At 45.7% G+C, this 14,698-nt stretch carries 16 protein-coding genes and 1 other annotated feature; of the genes, 8 read left to right on the forward strand and 8 right to left on the reverse strand.

Annotated features, from left to right (window positions below; all coding sequences use genetic code 11):
- Nucleotides 1-97: 97 nt before the first annotated feature.
- A complete protein-coding gene (locus B1A98_RS04480) occupies nucleotides 98-343 on the reverse strand; it encodes a DUF3886 domain-containing protein (RefSeq protein WP_063385616.1) in 246 nt (81 codons plus the stop codon).
- Nucleotides 344-465: 122 nt separating this feature from the next.
- Between B1A98_RS04480 and B1A98_RS04485 the strand changes: the two genes are divergently transcribed.
- Nucleotides 466-1,377, forward strand: a complete 912-nt coding sequence (locus tag B1A98_RS04485) for an alpha/beta hydrolase (protein ID WP_063385615.1) — start codon at nucleotides 466-468, stop codon at nucleotides 1,375-1,377.
- 70 nt (nucleotides 1,378-1,447) lie between these two features.
- On the opposite strand, the gene B1A98_RS04490 is transcribed toward B1A98_RS04485, so the two are convergent.
- Nucleotides 1,448-1,768, reverse strand: coding sequence for an iron-sulfur cluster biosynthesis family protein (locus B1A98_RS04490; RefSeq protein WP_063385614.1), 321 nt, complete (start codon nucleotides 1,766-1,768; stop codon nucleotides 1,448-1,450).
- A gap of 87 nt (nucleotides 1,769-1,855) precedes the next feature.
- On the opposite strand from B1A98_RS04490, the gene B1A98_RS04495 reads away from it, so the two are divergent.
- Together B1A98_RS04495 and B1A98_RS04500 are read left to right on the forward strand one after the other, a co-directional pair.
- The gene (locus B1A98_RS04495; protein ID WP_041097081.1) at nucleotides 1,856-2,077 is read left to right on the forward strand and encodes a CDGSH iron-sulfur domain-containing protein; all 222 of its coding nucleotides are present in this window, start codon (nucleotides 1,856-1,858) and stop codon (nucleotides 2,075-2,077) included.
- 86 nt (nucleotides 2,078-2,163) lie between these two features.
- Complete coding sequence (locus B1A98_RS04500) at nucleotides 2,164-2,355, forward strand: YqzH family protein (RefSeq protein ID WP_125474386.1); 192 nt, start codon at nucleotides 2,164-2,166, stop codon at nucleotides 2,353-2,355.
- A gap of 39 nt (nucleotides 2,356-2,394) precedes the next feature.
- On the opposite strand, the gene B1A98_RS04505 is transcribed toward B1A98_RS04500, so the two are convergent.
- Nucleotides 2,395-3,186: an SDR family NAD(P)-dependent oxidoreductase gene (locus B1A98_RS04505; RefSeq protein ID WP_041113305.1), complete on the reverse strand. Its 792-nt coding sequence runs from the start codon at nucleotides 3,184-3,186 to the stop codon at nucleotides 2,395-2,397.
- 14 nt (nucleotides 3,187-3,200) lie between these two features.
- Nucleotides 3,201-4,172, reverse strand: a complete 972-nt coding sequence (locus B1A98_RS04510; protein WP_063385613.1) for an MBL fold metallo-hydrolase — start codon at nucleotides 4,170-4,172, stop codon at nucleotides 3,201-3,203.
- Between the two features lie 286 nt (nucleotides 4,173-4,458).
- Nucleotides 4,459-4,675, forward strand: a binding site (T-box leader).
- 60 nt (nucleotides 4,676-4,735) lie between these two features.
- On the opposite strand from B1A98_RS04510, the gene proC reads away from it, so the two are divergent.
- Both proC and namA read left to right on the forward strand, forming a co-directional pair.
- A complete protein-coding gene (proC, locus tag B1A98_RS04515) occupies nucleotides 4,736-5,563 on the forward strand; it encodes a pyrroline-5-carboxylate reductase (RefSeq protein ID WP_063385612.1) in 828 nt (275 codons plus the stop codon).
- A gap of 69 nt (nucleotides 5,564-5,632) precedes the next feature.
- Nucleotides 5,633-6,646: an NADPH dehydrogenase NamA gene (gene namA, locus B1A98_RS04520; RefSeq protein WP_063385611.1), complete on the forward strand. Its 1,014-nt coding sequence runs from the start codon at nucleotides 5,633-5,635 to the stop codon at nucleotides 6,644-6,646.
- 138 nt (nucleotides 6,647-6,784) lie between these two features.
- On the opposite strand, the gene rnz is transcribed toward namA, so the two are convergent.
- Nucleotides 6,785-7,699, reverse strand: a complete 915-nt coding sequence (rnz, locus tag B1A98_RS04525; RefSeq protein ID WP_063385610.1) for a ribonuclease Z — start codon at nucleotides 7,697-7,699, stop codon at nucleotides 6,785-6,787.
- A gap of 163 nt (nucleotides 7,700-7,862) precedes the next feature.
- Here rnz and B1A98_RS20365 point away from each other — a divergent pair, with 163 nt between their 5' ends.
- Nucleotides 7,863-8,243, forward strand: coding sequence for a DUF1694 domain-containing protein (locus B1A98_RS20365; protein WP_158286015.1), 381 nt, complete (start codon nucleotides 7,863-7,865; stop codon nucleotides 8,241-8,243).
- 28 nt (nucleotides 8,244-8,271) lie between these two features.
- On the opposite strand, the gene B1A98_RS04535 is transcribed toward B1A98_RS20365, so the two are convergent.
- Nucleotides 8,272-9,510, reverse strand: coding sequence for a DNA polymerase IV (locus tag B1A98_RS04535; RefSeq protein WP_063385608.1), 1,239 nt, complete (start codon nucleotides 9,508-9,510; stop codon nucleotides 8,272-8,274).
- Nucleotides 9,511-9,930: 420 nt separating this feature from the next.
- On the opposite strand from B1A98_RS04535, the gene B1A98_RS04540 reads away from it, so the two are divergent.
- Both B1A98_RS04540 and B1A98_RS04545 read left to right on the forward strand, forming a co-directional pair.
- Nucleotides 9,931-11,346, forward strand: coding sequence for an APC family permease (locus B1A98_RS04540; RefSeq protein WP_063385607.1), 1,416 nt, complete (start codon nucleotides 9,931-9,933; stop codon nucleotides 11,344-11,346).
- On the forward strand, nucleotides 11,321-12,649 hold the full coding sequence (locus B1A98_RS04545) for an aminotransferase family protein (protein WP_063385606.1): 1,329 nt from the start codon (nucleotides 11,321-11,323) through the stop codon (nucleotides 12,647-12,649). The genes B1A98_RS04540 and B1A98_RS04545 overlap by 26 nt, the downstream gene beginning before the upstream one ends.
- Nucleotides 12,650-12,978: 329 nt before the next feature.
- Here B1A98_RS04545 and B1A98_RS04550 read toward each other — a convergent pair whose 3' ends face one another.
- Together B1A98_RS04550 and B1A98_RS04555 are read right to left on the reverse strand one after the other, a co-directional pair.
- Nucleotides 12,979-13,458, reverse strand: coding sequence for a chemotaxis protein CheW (locus B1A98_RS04550; RefSeq protein ID WP_063385605.1), 480 nt, complete (start codon nucleotides 13,456-13,458; stop codon nucleotides 12,979-12,981).
- A gap of 25 nt (nucleotides 13,459-13,483) precedes the next feature.
- On the reverse strand, nucleotides 13,484-14,608 hold the full coding sequence (locus B1A98_RS04555) for a M20/M25/M40 family metallo-hydrolase (protein ID WP_063385855.1): 1,125 nt from the start codon (nucleotides 14,606-14,608) through the stop codon (nucleotides 13,484-13,486).
- Nucleotides 14,609-14,698 lie beyond the last annotated feature (90 nt).

A 14,698-nucleotide genomic window follows, 5' to 3' on the forward strand; every position in this document is an offset into this window, starting at 1 on the left:
CAAAGGATCAGGGCACTGAATCTGCTTCAATGCCCTGATCCTCTGAATTTCCGCGTCCTTTTTCAGCCTTCCTGAAAAAAGACCGAACATGTCTCGTTTATTTGAATTTCTTCCAGTCCATGCTGCTTTCATTTAACAATTCTTCGAAGCTTTTATTTTTTTCGCGCTGGCGCCGCTCTTCCCGCTTCCGCTGCTCCGCAGCCGCTTTTTTCTCTTCTTCTTCTGTTTTCAGCTGCTGCTGTTTTTTCTTAAGCTGTTCGAGCACACTGGCGTTCAACGCATCCTTCAAAGTCGCCTTCTCTTCTGCTTGGTTGTTGCTCGTTCCTTGCTTTTTCTTTTTCATGTTTCCGTCTTCCCCCTCATCTTATTGCTCTTATTTTACACGGGAGTTGGCAGCGAGTACAAATGATCTTTCTTTGCAGACATGATACACTACTTATATTACATGTTCTGAGGTGACGACGAATGAAAAGATGGATCAAAGCACTCGGCTCCGGAGCTATGCTGACAGCTGCGGCCGGCTTTTATTTATCAAGCCGCGTACTGCACATGAGAAAGAAGAATGAAGACCTGATTTACCGACGGGAAGTAGAAGCCAAACGGCTCGACACCCATCACTACAACCAGCTGCCAAAGGAAGAGGTTTGGATTACCTCCCCTTTCGGCTACCGGCTCAAAGCCGTATTTGTAACTCCTCACCCCGGCCGTCCCTATGTTATCTTCTGCCATGGCGTAACGGAAACAAAAATAAATTCGATTAAATATATGAATTTATTTTTGGAACGCGGTTTTAACGGAGTTATTTACGATCACCGCCGGCACGGAGAATCGGGCGGTGATACAACAAGCTACGGCTATTATGAAAAAGAAGACTTGCAGGCTGTGGTCAATGAATTGATCCATCGAGAGGGCACTGACGTTTCTTTTGGTATTCATGGAGAATCGATGGGGGCAGCCACCTTGCTTTTGTATGCCGGCTTGATGGAAGACCGCGCCGATTTTTACATTGCTGACTGTCCATTTTCTGATTTTCAAGCTCAGCTGACTCATCAAATGAAGCGTGAGATTAAAGCTGCGCCGCGGCTTCTCGTTCATCTCGCCAGCTGGTCCGTCCTGCTGCGCGGCCGCTTCCGCCTGTCTGACATTTCGCCGCTGCAAGCGGTTAAAAACATCAAGAAGCCCGTCCTTTTCATTCATAGCGAAGAAGATACGTTTATTCTTCCTGACATGACAAAAACATTATATGAAGAGAAGAGAGGCCCAAAAGCAATTTACCTTGCTCCCAAGGGGGCTCATGCCCAATCGTACAATGAAAATCCTGAAGCCTACGCTGAGGCAATCGACCGTTTTTTACATACGTATTACCAGACACACTGACTCCCGTCTTCTTGTTCAAGACAAGTACGATGCGTTGGTCCAGCCGGGCTGATTGGCAGCAGCTAGTGAACTACGGACGGATGACCACATTCATCCGTCCGTTTAAAATTTCTCCCGGACTGCTTAACCGGTAATAGTTCGCACCGGAAGCGCTAATCGTCAGCTTATCGGCATAAAACAGCATGTGCGGCTTTTCTACATATACGGGCATAGCATTTGTCTCTATTTTCACATCATCCGGTGCCACCTCACTTGTAATCCATAGGAGAGGAATACCATTTACTCCGCAGCCGCATCCTTCTGTATCATAATAAAGCTTTACATGCTTTCCATCTGTCAGTTTATTTCCAAGCTTTTCTGCCGCTTCTTCTGTAATATAGATGTCCATCATTATCATTCCTTTCAGAGAGGTTATTGCTTTTTATCTTTTTTCTTTATACTATCAAATGGAGTCAACGATAAGAGAGGGGGTAAGGAGATGGCAAAAGCACAAATTAAAGTGATGGATAACGGGTCTTTTAAAGTATCGGGCGATGTAGAATTGATTGACATGGATGGAAACGTTTTTGAAACAAAACCGGTGTTTTCACTTTGCCGCTGCGGCCAGTCGCAAAAAATGCCGTTTTGCGATGCTTCCCACAAAGGAAAATTTGCTTCCTGCGTCCGCGCCGAAAAGGTATTAGACGAAGAAGAAAAATAAAGCCGGCTTTCTTGAGAAGGTCAGATAGAGCTGCCTTTATTGGCGGCTCATTTTTTGCAGCCATAAGCGGAGAGGAGCAGTTTGGTTTGGAAGAAATTTTTATTAAAAAAATGATTAAGCAGCATCTTTCCCAATACCATTTTACGCCGGAGGAGCCGGAAGCGGAAAGCATTTATCGCATGCTTATGGACCGTGTCCAGCAACGGCGGGAAACAGATGACAGCGAATTGTATGAAATGATTGAGGATGAGGTCTACTCATTTATTACGAATGCATAAGACTCCGGATCATCTATCGATCACCTGGAGTCCCTTCACTTACTTTTTAAAAAACGCTTGGCGGCCCACTCGTTCTACTAGGCGCGGAAACAACATATAAATGATGCTGCCAGCGTTCATCCACCTCGGCAAATTAATCTCCCTTTTGTTTGTCCCCATTGCCTTCACCACTTCCTTGGCTACTTGCTCGGGCTTCAGCATCCAGCGGGCGACATTTTTGGCATATGAACCCGATGGATCGGCCACAGCAAAAAAATCTGTGGCAATCGGGCCTGGGTTTACAGCTGTTACGTATACGCCAGCGCGTGCCATCTCCATTCTTAAACTGTTCGTATACCCTAGAACAGCATGCTTTGTTGCCGCATATACGCTTGATTTAGGTGTAGCGAGTTTTCCGGCTTGCGAAGCAATGTTAATAATATGGCCGCTTCTGCGAGCTTGCATATGGGGAATTACCATTTGCGTACACAAAATCAGCCCGAGAACATTGACATTAAACATGGCTTGCGTCTCTTCCCACTTTGCTTCACGCGCTTCTTTGAAAATGCCAAACCCAGCATTATTGACGAGAATATCAATGCGGGAAACTTCTTCATAAATTTTCGAAAACACTTCTTCAACCGCTTCTTTTTGGCTGATATCGACTGCAAAAATATGAACCTCAGCGGCAAAGGTGCGATGGAGCATTTCCTTTACCTCTTCCAGACGGTCAAGGCGGCGGGCAAGTAAAATAAGCCGGGCGCCTTCTGCCGCTGCCTGCTTGGCCATTTCCATTCCCAAACCGCCGGATGCTCCGGTAATGACAACTGTTTTTCCTTGTAAACGGCTCATGCTACCTCTCCCTTTCATAGAGGAAAATACAACGATACACCTTGCTCATTCTTCTCTGTGCCGGCTTGGCCAATATGAAGCAGATAATCCAGCTGGCCTACCGTTTCTGACATCGTTAAACCCAGCTCTTTTTTATAAACAGCCGGAAAGAGGCGCTGGCATACTTCAAAAGCAGTGAGCGGCTTTTCTTTCAGCATTTCTTTAACAGAAAGCGCCCGTTCATGCTGGCGTTCCAGGCGGCGGGTAATGAGCGGAACGATATTCCTCACTTCTTTCCCATGCCCCGTATAAACCGTATCAACCGGAAGCTCCATCATCTTCCTCAGTGAATCATTATACTGAAGCTGCGGCCGCGGACGATCGGTCCCCGGGATAAGCGGCGGTTCAAGCAGCGGGTTAGAAGAAATCGTTGCCAAAATATGGTCGCCTGCAAGTAAAGAACCGTCTTGTTCCCGAAAAAAGGCAAGGTGGCTTTGAGCATGACCAGGTGTTTCAAAAATGCGCCAGCCCGGCAGCCCTGGCAGCTCGTCCCCCTCTTGGACAGCTGTCGTCAGAGTGCTGTTTTCGCAGCTGAATTTCAGAGGCGCTTGTATCTTGCTGAGCATTCCTTCTGCTTCCGGAGGCAACCCGCATTGCAAAAAAAGATCACGGAAAAACACGGAGTTTTTCTGCAGTAATTGTTCATCTTTTGTCAGCCAACCGCTGCAGTAACGATGGCCGATGATCTCGATGCCCTCCGGAAGAAAATCTAAGAGCCCAATATGATCAGGGTGATGATGAGTTACGACGACTTGTTCAATATCACCAACCGTATAGCCGATCTCAGACAGCCCCGACGTAAACGCTTCAAAGGAAGCAGCCGTCTTTACTCCAGCATCTATTAATGTTAAACGATCGCCTTTTACTAGAAAAACATTCACATCGCCGACCGGAAAAGGAGTCGGCAGCGTAATTTTTATAATATCGCCAAAACTTTCCACATTCATAAAATAAACACCTGCCTGCATAATAATAAACATTAAGCTGGTGAACTGTACATCTTTTCACCCAGCTCGGAACCTCTTAAGCAATTTTCACTTAATAGATCTTTATTCCAAAAAAATAATCTTTTATTCATTTTAGCTGTTTGACACAGATTTGTCATTATTTTCACACAACATAGCCGAGAAATGTTCTTTTATTTGCACTTGTAGGCGCTTGACAGATAAGGTGTTTTTATGCATAATCACATATAATTCAAACTATAAATAGTGAAAAGAACATGCTAAAAATATATGCGCGATGAAAAAGGATCAGTAAATAAAAAATGGTGCCAGAGAATGGAGCCCGCCGGCTGAAAAGCTCCATCACCCTCTTTTTTATTGAACCTGCCTTTTGAGCCTTTAGGAAAACCTAACGCAAACCCCGCGTTATCGGGTCAGAGTGTGCGGAAAGTTATTTTCGCAAACAAAGGTGGTACCACGGAAGCAAACACCCTTTCGTCCTTTATTTGAGGGCGGAGGGGTGTTTTTTATTTTATCGACTTATTTCATTAAAGGAGGATGTTCAGATGAAAACAACATTTATCGGTGCTGGCTCCATGGCGGAAGCAATGATTTCGGGCGCTATTTCAAGCGGCGCTTTGGCTGCCGGCGATATTTATGCAACCAACCGAGCGGATGAAGGCAGACTTCAAGAACTTAAAGCCCGATATGGCATTCACACCAGCTACGAAACGGAAGCCATCCTTTCAGACAGCCATATCGTCGTATTAGCCGTGAAACCAAAGGATGCCCGGGAAGCCTTAAAGAAAATTAATGCTCACCTCTCCCCTTCCTCTTTGATTATTACGCTGATGGCAGGGGTAACTACCCGTTTTATTGAACAAGAAGCGGGCCGGCCTTTTGCCGTTGTCCGAGCCATGCCAAATACATCGGCAGCTGTCGGAAAATCAGCGACCGCTATCGCTCTTAATAAATATGTCACAGAGGAGCAGAAGCTTGCCGCCCTTGCACTGTTTTCTTCGATCGGACTGACAAAAATCGTGAAGGAAGAGCAGCTCGATGCGGTAACAGGGCTTTCCGGAAGCGGGCCTGCCTATATTTACTATGTAGCTGAAGCGATGGAGCAGGCGGCCGAAGCAATCGGCCTGGAGAAAGAAACAGCAAAGCCGCTTATTATCCAAACACTCCTCGGAGCTGCAGAGATGCTATCTGCTTCTGAAGGAAAAGCCGAACAGCTGCGCAAGGGCGTAACAAGCCCAGGCGGCACGACAGAAGCCGGCATTCGGATTTTAGAAGCTGAAAAAGTCAAGCAGGCCTTTGTCGACTGTATTGTGGAAGCAACCGCCCAGTCTAAGCGTCTTGGCCTTCCTTATCAAAGTCCGATCAAACAATAAGCCAATTATTTTGGCTCCCGAAACAGCCTTGCTATAATGGAATTTGGCAGACATTGAAGGAGGATTCCAATGGCAAGAAAATTATTCGAACCGTATACAATCAAAGATGTCACTTTAAAGAACCGGATTGTTATGTCACCGATGTGCATGTACTCAGCCGCAGAAGACGGAAAAGTCAACGATTGGCACCTTGTCCACTACCCGGCGCGGGCTGTCGGCCAAGTCGGCTTGATTATCGTAGAGGCAACCGCTGTTACTCCTGAAGGGCGCATTTCCGAGCAAGACCTTGGAATATGGAGCGATGAGCACTTAACGGGGCTTCAAAGGCTCGTTTCCCTCGTTCAAGCCCACGGGGCAAAAATCGGTATTCAGCTGGCTCACGCCGGGCGCAAATCCGAGGTCCGCGGAGATATCCTTGCCCCTACAGCATTGGCATTCGATGAGACAATGAAAATGCCTAAAGAAATGACAACAGCAGATATTAAGAGAACAATTGAAGCGTTTGCCGAAGGAGCAAGACGGGCAAAAGAAGCCGGCTTTGATGTGATTGAGCTTCACGGGGCACATGGATATTTAATTAATGAATTTCTTTCCCCGCTAACGAATCACCGGGAAGATGAATATGGAGGCAGTCCAGAAAACCGGCTCCGCTTTTTAAAAGAAATTATTCAGTCTGTTCGAAATGTGTGGAACGGCCCGCTGTTTGTTCGTATCTCCGCGAGTGATTACCATGAAAATGGCCTTCAAGCGGAAGACTACAGCGAAATAGCCAAGCAGCTGAAAGAATGGGATGTCGATTTAATTGATGTCAGCTCCGGGGCCGTCGTTCCGGCGAAGATTCCTGTTTTTCCAGGCTATCAGGTCCCATTTGCTGAAACAATAAAACACGGAGCAGATATTCCTGTCGGTGCTGTCGGCATGATTTCTTCCCCTCTGCAGGCGGAGGAGATTTTGCGAAATGACCGGGCAGATTTGATTTTTCTCGGCCGTGAGCTGCTGCGTGATCCGCACTGGCCGCGCCGGGCAGCCATCGAATTAAAAACAGAAATTGAACCGCCTGTTCAGTACGAACGAGGCTGGTAACTAAAAAGTCTGTTTTCGTTAAGCCGCATGCTTAATGAAAACAGACTTTTTCACTTTCGGTGCTCCGGGAAAAAAGTTGACGCTCTTAAATGTAAAGCTAAAAAGAATTCTCCTGCCGGGCAATCGGTGATCAAAACGTCAAATAAAAAACTCCATTAAATCATGAGCAAGGACAACCGGCACAAAAACGGCTTCAGCTTCCTGCTTTAACATCCCCTCTTCTTCTTTCGTATACCGGGAACTGATATGATTAAGAATAAGCGTTTTAGCCCCAGCTTGTTTAGCAATTTCAGCGGCCTGAACCGTCGTAGAATGAAAGTAGTCATGGGCCATGCTCGGAGTTTCTGCCGAAAAAGTCGCTTCATGAATCAGCAAATCCGCTTCCTTGGCAAGTGCCACAGCAGCCTCACAAGGTCTTGTGTCGCCAAGAATCGCAATAGTCTTCCCTTTTTGCGGCGCTCCAGTGTACTTCTTCGGATCAATCAAGCGGCCGTCCTCTAAAGTGACCGGACGCCCTTCTTTAATCTCCTTGTATAAAGGGCCTGGGGGCACTCCATCTTTTTTCAGCTCATCAACGAGCAGAATGCCTGGTTTATCTTTTTCCTGAAGGCGGTACCCGTATGAATCTATCCCATGATCGAGCCGGCGGGCTTCCACTGCCATATGATGGTCTTCAAAAATAAGTCCTTCATCCATTTCTACTATATTAAGTTCATATCGCAGCCTCGTGCCGCTGACACGGAGTGCGGTACGCAAGAATTCTTCTATTCCTTTAGGGCCGTATACTGTAAGCGGCAGTTCCCCGCCCTGAAACGACCGGCTGCCCAAAAGGCCCGGCAAGCCAAAGATATGGTCCCCATGCAAATGGGTAATAAATATCTTTTCAATTCGCCTCGGCTTTAAAGATGTATGTAAAATTTGATGCTGTGTCGCTTCCCCACAGTCGAACAGCCAGATGGCCCCTCTTTCATTTAGCATCCGAAGCGCCAACGAGCTGACATTTCTCAACTTTCCTGGCACTCCTGCCCCGGTTCCTAAAAATAAAATATCCATGCAATTCACTTCCTTAAAAAAATTAGCAACCCATCAAAAAAACGTTATCCTGCAGCATTTAAGGGTATTAAAAATAACATGCTGTCTATACAAAAGGGAGGTTGGGATTCTGAAAAGACTAACATCCGCTTTCACAACATCGGCACATCCCCTTTCTGACGGAATGAAAAAGTACTTAGGGACAGAAAGAGGGCGGATTGAAGGAGCACTTACAGCCAAACAGATTTATAAAAGGCAGGGAAAAGAAGAAGTGGAGAAGTGGGTCTCGCTTATTCGCGAAGGAGAAATGCGCTTAAACAGCGACCTCGACTACCTGTACTTAGTCCCCTATATTCAACTGGCCATTCAATACAAAATTCCCTATGTTGTTGTCGAAAGCAATGACTCCGAAACAAACATCGGCCTAGTGATCGCCCATTCATCTGCAATTGATAAAGACGGCATTTGGCTGAATGATGAAGAGCAAATGGAAAAGGACAGCCCTCTCTTGACCCTTAAACGGCAAATTAAGCAGCTCTTCACGCTTGAAGGCGAACAGCCTTGATGAACCGCTGCTCCACTCCACCGGCAAACTATTCGCTCTTTTTGCCATCCAGATCCGGCGCGGCTTCTTTGCCAGCCGGTTTCTTTTTGCTTGCCGGCTGAATAACGCCCTCTCCGTACTTTTTATCCAATCTGTCCAACGTTTCCGCTAATAAAGCTTTTTTAGCTTCCTGCTCATACGAAAATAAATCAAGCTGCACATCAGCCTGTTCCTTTTCGGTAAGATCCGATAAGGTGACACCAAGCAGACGAATGCCGTTTCCACTCCAGTTCTTCAAAAATAGCTGTTTCGCTTCCGCAAAAATATCCTCTGCCTTTTCTATTGGTCCAGACAGCTTTTTGCTGCGCGTAATCGTCTTCCAGTCTTTATAGCGAATCATAACACTGAGCGATTCGCCAAGCACCTTTTTTCTTTGCAAACGGACAGCGACCCTTTCAGAAAGCTGGAGGAGCACCCGAAGAAGCTCCTGCTGCTTTGTCTCGTCCTTTGGCAAGGTAATCGACTGGCCAACGCTTTTAAAATCGTTAGCAGCTTCGGGATCGACTTTGCGTCTGTCTATGCCGTTGGCACGTTCTTTTAACTGGATTCCCCTGATCCCTAACCGGTTTTTGAGCACATGATCACTCGCCTGCGCCAAATCCCCAATCGTCATAATCCCCAAGCCGGCGAGTTTATCGGCTGTTTTCTCACCGACGCCATGCATGGCAACTGCGGGAAGCGGCCATAAAACAGCTGGCACCTCCCGCTTTCTCAGCACGGTAATCCCGAGCGGTTTTTTCATATTTGAAGCCATTTTAGCCAAAAACTTATTTGGAGCTATTCCTATACTGCACGGCAGCATCAGCCGCTCAAGAAGCTCTTGCTGAATCAGCTCGGCAATAGCAAGCGGTGTGCCAAGCGCATAACTGCTTGTTATATCTAAATAACCTTCATCTATCGATACAGGCTCCACAAGCGGAGTATACCGGCGGAGAATATGGAATATTTCTCGCGAAGCCCCCCGATAACGCTCAAAGTTCGGGGGCAAAATAATTAAGTTCGGACAAAGCTTTTTTGCCTCCCAAACAGTCATAGTTGTTTTTACGCCAAAGGTTCTTGCTTCATAGCTGCAAGTAACGATAATCCCTTTCCGCTCCTCCGGTTTTCCGGCGATAGCAAGCGGCAGGTCCCGTAAAGAAGGGTTATGAGCTATCTCCACTGAAGCATAAAAACTATTCATGTCGACGTGCAGGACAACACGGCCGTTTTTCGGATAAAAGCTTTCCAAATTGATCCACTTCCTGCTTTAAGTTTCGATCTCTGATTCTTCTTTTTTTATTATACAACGAAACAGAAAAAAGAACATGCATTCTCCCGAAAGTGTTGTCAAGACATTTGATCAAAAATTATTATTCATTAAATAATTTCGAAAATTTATTTACAAATTTTTTTCAATATTATAAACTGTCATTAAACAAGCCTCTCCTTATAAATAATTTTTAGTCAATTCCATGAAAAAACTGTTTAGTCTGCTCACTTTTCCTGCCAGAATTGTTCCAGCAGTCAAGAAGCCAGTGCGTACCAGTCTGTATTTTGTCAGGCTGATTACTGCTGGCTTTTATTATACTAAAAAAACTAAAAATTCTAAATTAAACAGCAACAAATGGGGATTGGGGAGGTTTAGGTATTCAACAGGAGGTTGTTCGCAATGGAAAAACAACAAGATTTTAACAAAGTATTGTCCAGGGTCGATGTACTCGTGCTGGCTTTTGGCGCGATGATCGGCTGGGGCTGGGTCGTCTTATCAGGCGACTGGATCTTGAAAGCTGGGTCAATCGGCTCTATTATCGCCTTTCTTCTCGGGGGAATTCTCGTTATTTGTGTAGGTTTGACTTATGCAGAAATGACAACGGTTTTCCCGAAGACAGGCGGTGCTTATCACTTTCTTAAAGAAACGCTCGGCATGAAAGCCGCCTTTATTGTTGCTTGGGCGCTTCTGCTTGGATATATTTCGGTTGTAGCATTTGAAGCAGTTGCTTTGCCTACAGTAGTGGAATATATATTTCCTAATTACCAAGCCGGTTACTTATGGACACTCGGCGGCTGGGACGTTTACTTTTCTTGGGCAGCCATCGGAATGGCCGGCTCTATTATTGTCACAATTATCAACTGGATTGGCGTCAAACAAGCTGCCTTTTTGCAAATTGTATTGACGTTGCTTTTGACAGCTATCGGCTTAATGCTAGTATTCGGCTCCACATTCGGAGGCGGCGAAATTCAAAACATGGATCCGCTGTTCGTTGGCGGCATGGCTGGTGTCATGGGCGTTATGATTATGACTCCTTTCCTTTTTGTCGGATTTGACGTTATCCCGCAAGTGGCCGAAGAGATGAACATTCCGATGAAAGCGATTGGCAAAATTATTATCCTATCTGTAAGTTTCGCTGTTTTATGGTATGTATTAATTATTTACGGTGTCTCTCTAAGTCTTGGACCAAATGAATTGAAGGTTTCATCTCTTGCGACAGCAGATGCAATGGGCGCGGCTTTTGGCTCTCCGCTGTTTGCCAAAATCTTAATCCTTGGCGGAATCGCTGGTATTCTCACAAGCTGGAATGCGTTCATTATTGGCGGGAGCCGGATCATGTATGCGATGGCACAAGACGGGGCACTTCCGGCATGGTTTGGTAAAATCCATCCAAAATACAAAACACCTTCAAACGCTATCTTAGTTATCGGGCTTCTATCTACGCTTAGCCCATTGCTTGGACGTCCGGCACTTGTCTGGTTTGTTGATGCTGGAGGCCTGGCTATCGTACTTGCTTACTTTATGGTATCTGTTTCCTTCTTATGGCTTCGCAAGAATAAACCGGAGTTAGAGCGTCCATTCCGGGCAGGCAAAAGTAATGTCATCGGCTGGTCTTCCTTTGTTTTAACGATTGGCTTTATCATCTTGTACATGCCTGGCATGCCATCGGCACTCATCTGGCCTTACGAATGGATCATTACACTTGCTTGGTGGGTCGTCGGCTTTTATTTCTTGTTTAAAAAGACTTCTCCGGCAAAACCGGAATTATCGAACAGTGGGGTGAATGAAAATGTCGGTGCACGAAACGTTAACTAATGAATTAGCAGAGCTTGATAAAAAACACTTTATCCATCCGACGTCTTCTATTAAAGAGCAGCAGGAAAATGGCCCGGCGATTATCTTTAAAGAAGGAAAAGGTGTCTACTTAACAGACATTAACGGCAAAAAATATATTGAAGGCATGGCTTCCCTTTGGAACGTAAACGTTGGTTATGGACGGACAGAACTGGCGGAAGCAGCAAAAGAACAATTGGAAACCCTTGCATTTGCTTCAAGCTTCGCCACTTTCAGCAATGAGCCGGCGATCCGCTTAGCTGCAAAAGTAGCAGAAATGACACCGGGTGATTTAAATGCCGTCTTCTTTACTTCAGGCGGCTCTGAATCAAACGATACATCCTACAAGCTTGTGCGTCATTACTGGAAAATCAAAGGCCAGCCGAACAAAACAAAAATTATCTCGCGCGAACGTGCTTATCATGGTGTGGCGGTCGGTTCTACAAGCGCCACCGGCATTAAAGACTTTCACCATATGACTACGTCTCTCGCTGCTGGATTTGTTCATACAGAATCGTTCTCGCCGGAGGCGCTAAGAAAAACGATTGAAGCAGAAGGAGCCGATACTATCGCCGCCTTTATCGCTGAACCTGTTCAAGGAGCCGGAGGGGTAAATATTCCGCCGGACGGTTACTTCCAGGAAATTCGTCAAATTTGTGATGAGTACAACATTTTATTAATTGCCGATGAAGTAATTACCGGATTTGGCCGGACGGGAAAAATGTTTGCTTGTGAGCATTGGGGAATCGTTCCTGATGTGATGCTGCTTGCAAAAGGCATTTCCAGCGGCTATATTCCGCTCGGCGCCGTCGTTGTCCGCGATCATATCCATCAGGATTTTATCAAATTCTCTGAGGGCACCCTCTTGCATGGATTTACGTATAGCGGCCACCCAACGGCTTGTGCGGTCGGCTTAAAGAACATTGAAATCATGGAAAGAGAAAATCTTGTCCAAAACTCCAAGGAGATGGGGGCACTGCTTCACGAAAAGTTGACAGCCCTTCAATCAGAAACGAAGATTGTCGGCGAAGTTCGCTTTCTCGGCTTAATCGGCGCCTTGGAAATTGTTAAAGATCAGGAAACAAACGAACGTTTTTCAGAAAAGCTTGCTCCTTATATTATTACTGAAGCAAGAAAGCGCGGACTCATTTTGCGCACAGTCACTTTCGGTGAGTCAGATACAATTGTATTTGCTCCGCCGCTCGTCATTAATGAGCAAGAAGTGAATGAACTTGTAAGCATCTTGAAAGAAGCCATTTTAGAAGCTGAAAAAACAATGAATTAACAAACAAAGGGCTGTCTCGCAAGGTCATGAACAATGACTTTGCGGGACAGCCTCTTTTTCTTCTTAAAAACAGGCGGACCGGAAGGAGTCTAGACCACTATCTGCAAGCAGCGAAGAAAGTCGATTCGGCCATATCAAAGACCTTATCAATCAAAAAAAGCGGAGAAAAATGAGGTTTTTTCTCCACCTTTTTGATTTTAGAGACTGATTGGACGGCCCCTTATTTGCCTTGCATTCACCGGCATGCTTTCTGCAAACCCATCATCTGCATGTGAAAAAGCGCGGCATAATCTGTACAAATAAAGAAAATTATCACCTGAACATGCTAGTTAAACAGAGGGAGCCCGGTTGCTTTTCATATACTCCTGAATATCTTTCATTCCTTCAAGCGAGGAGACGAGGATATCCGGGTCAATCATGGTTATCATCCGTTCGGAAAAAGCCGCAATTCCTGTGAAGTACCTTGTTTTCTCATAAGCGGCAATTCCGAGCTGCTTCAGGGAATCCGGCGGAATATCGATAATTTCCTTGGCTTCCTTTACTAAAAAGCCGAGCGGCATCGCTTCTGTTTGGACGACAAGCAGGCGCGCATTCTCTGATTCCTTAAGAGGCCGACGGTAGAGAACCGCTTCAAAATCAATGACTGGAATAAGCTCTCCCCTCGCTTTAGTTACTCCTCTCATATAAGCAGGCATAAGAGGAATCGGATTGACAAATTCCACCTTTTCTATAGAAATAATAGATTGTATCGAAATAGCATATTCTTCCCGGCCGCTTTCAAAGATGACCACTTTATCTATTAGCTGCATACAAACACCTTCTTTTGCTCTTCTCTCATTCTTCTTCTGCAGCAATCGCTACAATGGCAGTAGCCATTTCAGCCAGCTTAATCAGCTCTTCAATTGGCATTCTTTCATTTTTGGTGTGTATCTCCTCATAGCCAACAGCCAAATTCACTGTTGGAATGCCGAAGCCGGCAATCACATTGGCATCGCTTCCTCCGCCGCTTGTTAATAATTGGCTTGGACGGCCAATTCGCTCGGCTGCTTTTTTGGCCACTTCCACCACGTGATCTCCCTCGCCAAATTTAAATCCCGGATACATCACTTGTACTTGCACTTCTGCCCGTCCGTTCATTTCTGCTGCAGTTTGTTCAAATGCTTCCTTCATTTTGTTTACTTGTACTTCCATTTTCTCCGGAACCAGTGAGCGCGCTTCCGCTAAAACAGAGGCGTAGTCACAGACGATATTTGTTGCCTGTCCGCCCTCGAAACGGCCGATATTGGCTGTCGTTTCTTCATCAATCCGGCCAAGCGGCATTTTGGCAATCGCTTTGGCCGCCATAGTAATAGCAGACACTCCCTTTTCAGGAGCAACACCGGCATGGGCAGTTTTCCCGAAAATTTCTGCTTTGATTTTTGCTTGTGTCGGTGCTGCCACAATAATATTGCCCACTGTGCCGTCACTGTCTAGCGCATAGCCGAATTTTGCTTTTACGAGAGAAGGGTCCATCGCTTTTGCCCCGACAAGCCCTGATTCTTCTCCTGCTGTGATAATAAATTGAATCATGCCGTGTTTGTACTTTTGCTCTTTTAATACTTTCACCAACTCAAGCATAACAGCAAGCCCTGCTTTGTCGTCTGCGCCAAGAATCGTCGTTCCATCAGTAACCACATAGCCGTTTTCAATGCTTGGTTTTACACCTGCGCCAGGTACGACTGTATCCATATGAGAAGTGAAATAAATAGGATCTACTCCGTCTTTTGTTGCTTCTAGCGTGCAAATTAAATTTCCCGCTCCGTGACCGGTAACAGCGGCAGAATCGTCTTCATACACCTGTACACCGAGCGCTTCAAACTTACTCGTCAGCACTTTAGCGATGGCTGCTTCATTTTTCGTTTCGGAATCAATTTGAACAAGCTCAAGAAATTCATTTACCAATCGTTCTTTATTAATCATTTTATTATGTACCTCCCTGCTTTTATCCATTTTCAGTATACTCCTTCCACCGGTCAATTCCAAATCTTTCACATGGCAAAACCCCCACCT

Origin of the sequence: Pseudobacillus badius (genome assembly GCF_002189605.1) — a bacterium.
In the GTDB taxonomy this organism is placed as follows: Bacteria; Bacillota; Bacilli; order Bacillales; family Domibacillaceae; genus Pseudobacillus; species Pseudobacillus badius.

What these genes read in the sequence shown, in the direction of transcription:
- B1A98_RS04540 (WP_063385607.1), top strand. Translation starts at nt 9,931, where the DNA reads ATGGAAAAACAACAAGATTTTAACAAAGTATTGTCCAGGGTCGATGTA.
- B1A98_RS04490 (WP_063385614.1), bottom strand. Translation starts at nt 1,768, where the DNA reads ATGATGGACATCTATATTACAGAAGAAGCGGCAGAAAAGCTTGGAAAT.
- B1A98_RS04505 (WP_041113305.1), bottom strand. Translation starts at nt 3,186, where the DNA reads ATGAGCCGTTTACAAGGAAAAACAGTTGTCATTACCGGAGCATCCGGC.
- rnz (WP_063385610.1), bottom strand. Translation starts at nt 7,699, where the DNA reads ATGGATATTTTATTTTTAGGAACCGGGGCAGGAGTGCCAGGAAAGTTG.
- B1A98_RS04510 (WP_063385613.1), bottom strand. Translation starts at nt 4,172, where the DNA reads ATGAATGTGGAAAGTTTTGGCGATATTATAAAAATTACGCTGCCGACT.
- B1A98_RS20365 (WP_158286015.1), top strand. Translation starts at nt 7,863, where the DNA reads ATGAAAAAGTACTTAGGGACAGAAAGAGGGCGGATTGAAGGAGCACTT.
- B1A98_RS04550 (WP_063385605.1), bottom strand. Translation starts at nt 13,458, where the DNA reads ATGCAGCTAATAGATAAAGTGGTCATCTTTGAAAGCGGCCGGGAAGAA.
- namA (WP_063385611.1), top strand. Translation starts at nt 5,633, where the DNA reads ATGGCAAGAAAATTATTCGAACCGTATACAATCAAAGATGTCACTTTA.
- B1A98_RS04495 (WP_041097081.1), top strand. Translation starts at nt 1,856, where the DNA reads ATGGCAAAAGCACAAATTAAAGTGATGGATAACGGGTCTTTTAAAGTA.
- B1A98_RS04545 (WP_063385606.1), top strand. Translation starts at nt 11,321, where the DNA reads ATGTCGGTGCACGAAACGTTAACTAATGAATTAGCAGAGCTTGATAAA.
- B1A98_RS04555 (WP_063385855.1), bottom strand. Translation starts at nt 14,608, where the DNA reads ATGATTAATAAAGAACGATTGGTAAATGAATTTCTTGAGCTTGTTCAA.
- proC (WP_063385612.1), top strand. Translation starts at nt 4,736, where the DNA reads ATGAAAACAACATTTATCGGTGCTGGCTCCATGGCGGAAGCAATGATT.
- B1A98_RS04485 (WP_063385615.1), top strand. Translation starts at nt 466, where the DNA reads ATGAAAAGATGGATCAAAGCACTCGGCTCCGGAGCTATGCTGACAGCT.
- B1A98_RS04480 (WP_063385616.1), bottom strand. Translation starts at nt 343, where the DNA reads ATGAAAAAGAAAAAGCAAGGAACGAGCAACAACCAAGCAGAAGAGAAG.